This is a genomic window from Flavobacterium sp. (genome assembly GCF_043779715.1).
GTDB lineage: Bacteria > Bacteroidota > Bacteroidia > Flavobacteriales > Flavobacteriaceae > Flavobacterium.
Genome location: NZ_JAYWDT010000257.1, coordinates 1 through 2539, shown reverse-complemented (window position 1 = coordinate 2539; position 2539 = coordinate 1). Strand labels below are relative to the sequence as shown.

General features: G+C 32.8%; 4 protein-coding genes. All 4 read left to right on the top strand.

The window, feature by feature from the left end; translation table 11 throughout:
* On the top strand, nt 1-303 hold a 303-nt coding region (locus ACH2BG_RS12530; RefSeq protein WP_395048032.1), incomplete at its 5' end, for a hypothetical protein.
* Entirely contained in the window at nt 269-646 is a 378-nt protein-coding gene (locus ACH2BG_RS12525; protein ID WP_395048031.1) for a hypothetical protein, read from the top strand. The genes ACH2BG_RS12530 and ACH2BG_RS12525, both read left to right, overlap by 35 nt.
* Nucleotides 643-1806 carry a hypothetical protein gene (locus ACH2BG_RS12520; protein ID WP_395048030.1) on the top strand — a complete coding sequence of 388 codons (1164 nt, stop codon included), beginning with the start codon at nt 643-645 and terminating at the stop codon, nt 1804-1806. Before ACH2BG_RS12525 ends, ACH2BG_RS12520 begins: the two co-directional genes overlap by 4 nt.
* A gap of 1 nt (nt 1807) precedes the next feature.
* On the top strand, nt 1808-2539 hold a 732-nt coding region (locus ACH2BG_RS12515; RefSeq protein ID WP_395048029.1), incomplete at its 3' end, for a hypothetical protein.

Below are 2539 nucleotides of genomic sequence, written 5' to 3'. Positions count from 1 at the left end.
ATTAATCAGAAAGTCCAAAAAGGAGTTATGGTGTTTAGAGAGTATTATTACGGTGCGTACGGTGATAATTCAACACTTGAAGAGAATGCTAAAAAAATGATGGGTGATATTCCTTATAAGATTGAAAGATTAGATGAAAGTGGTGACATCGTTGAAGGAGTTAATAAAGCTACAAGCGGAAGAGTGTTGCGATACGAACGACAAAAGAAGCGTGAAAAGAAACAAGAGCAAGATATTAGAGCATTGCTAATAAAAAGACGTGAAGAAAATGCAAAAGAAGAAAACAGCGACAAAGATAATTGAGGAAGAACTGACTATCTTAGGTGATTTAGTTTATGATGAAGCAAGGTTAACTGTTAGAATATCTAAAGATACATTTGACGCAGAAGGGAATATTATAAACAGAGGCGGTTCTTTAAGAGATTCAATATTGCCATACGCTAAAGGCAAACGATTAACGATGTCGCAGTTAGATTATGGACGCTGGCAAAAGCCTAAAGAGCTAGGTTCTGTTAAATGGTCACCGCCTATTGATAGGAATTCAGATGTATGGGACAATCCAATGATAACGGCAATACGTAAGCACTTGCCAGAATCAATAAATGTAATAGCAAAAGATTTAATTAAAAACATAGTTTCAAAATGACAATAACTAATTTATCACAAGTAGCGTTTTGCAATTCACCTGTCATGGTTAGAATTGATTTACTTACTGATTTTCCTACTTACGTGCCACCTCAAAAGAATACTAGAATTAGATTGCAGTTAACTACTTTTGATATTAATGATTCTTTAGTTGAAACCAATGTACATACTTATGTATTAGATAAAGCTAGGGTATCAAATGAGGATAAGTATGTTTCATTTGAGATACAGGACTATTTGAAAAATGACTTAGTACGTAAGGACAATTTAAATAATGTTGATTTCCCTGTGTTATTATATCACAATACTTCATTACCATACATTCAAGGTATGTGTTTATTTTATCGGTATTCATATTATGCGTATGATGAAACTACAAGTGTAGCAGCTATTAATGTAACTGACAAAGCAGCAACATTGGGTTATAGATGGAGAAACGAACAAAACCCGTTTTACGGTTCATTCGTTGGGAACGCAAATGGTTTTAATATATCTCAAACACCTATTAAAAAATATGCTGAATACATACCGTATTACTCTAAACAAGATTTTGTGTTCGGAATCAATAGGACTTCAAATAATTTCGTAGTTACTACACAAGTAATTCCATCAAAAACAGAATGCGTTAAAGAGCCTTTATTGCTTATTTATTTAGACCGTAACGGATTGTTTCAACAATTAACGACTACAGGAAAGATAGTATTGAATACTGAAACTAAGAGACAGGAATCCCAAAAGGCATTTCGTGATAGTTCAATGATTAATACCGAAAGCACGCATTTCAAAAACACAGCTATCGAAGAAGTCTTTCAAACTTATACGGTTAATACTGGTGTAATGGACGAGAGTATGAACGCATTAATTGAGGAATTGATTTATTCGCCTAAAATATATTTAATTAGATTCTATGGTGATAGATGGACAGTAGCGCAACAAGGTATTACAGTTGATAATAACATAGTAACAGTTGATAACGAAACTATAACAGTTGACAGTGATACTGTTACGGTTAATGATATTGGATATTATTCAACTTATTTACAAGTCCCAGTCACATGTATTGATTCAGATTTCGTAAAGAAAACAACTATAAACGATAAGCGTGAGATATCATACACAATAAAATTCAAAGAAACAGCTTCTAAAATAAAGAATCAATAGTATGGAATTATACATTGAAAAAGAAACCGCAGGAGTTTATGGATTAGTTGATACATTTATCAATGAAAGCGTATCATTAAACACTAAAACTACCTACACACAGGATATTACAGCGGTTTTTAAAGGGTTTACTAATTCATTTTCGGTACAGGCATCGCCAAATAACATAAAACTACTAGGTTATTTTGGATTTACAGAACAATTTACACCTGCATTAGTTCAAAAAAGAGCTAAACTATTCTTAGACGGCATACTTTTTAAAGAAGGTATTGTAACATTAGAAAATACATCATGGATAAATAGCACTCCTTCTTTGTTTCAATTAAGCTTTTCGGATGGACAAAAGAATTTAACTGAAATTTTAGGCGAAGACACGCTTGCTATGTTGTCAGGTGGTGATATAGTTTGGAGTACAGCAAATATTAACAACGCCTTACAATCGATTCAAACGGGAACTGAAAACATTCGTTGGTTTGTTCCGTTAGTCTCAACAGAAAGGATATTTTCTATATCGAATTCAACAGAAGTTCCTGCAACTGACAATATAAACTATAACGTTTCTAAGCTTATAAGTTCAGAAAATGTTTTACTTACAAGTGAGATAAGACCTGCTATGTTTATGTCTGAAATATTAGGCGCTATAAATACTAAATATGATATTAAAATTGACCCAACGCCTTACATTGGCGATGTAACACAATTAACTGATTTATGCACTATGTGTGTATCTGCT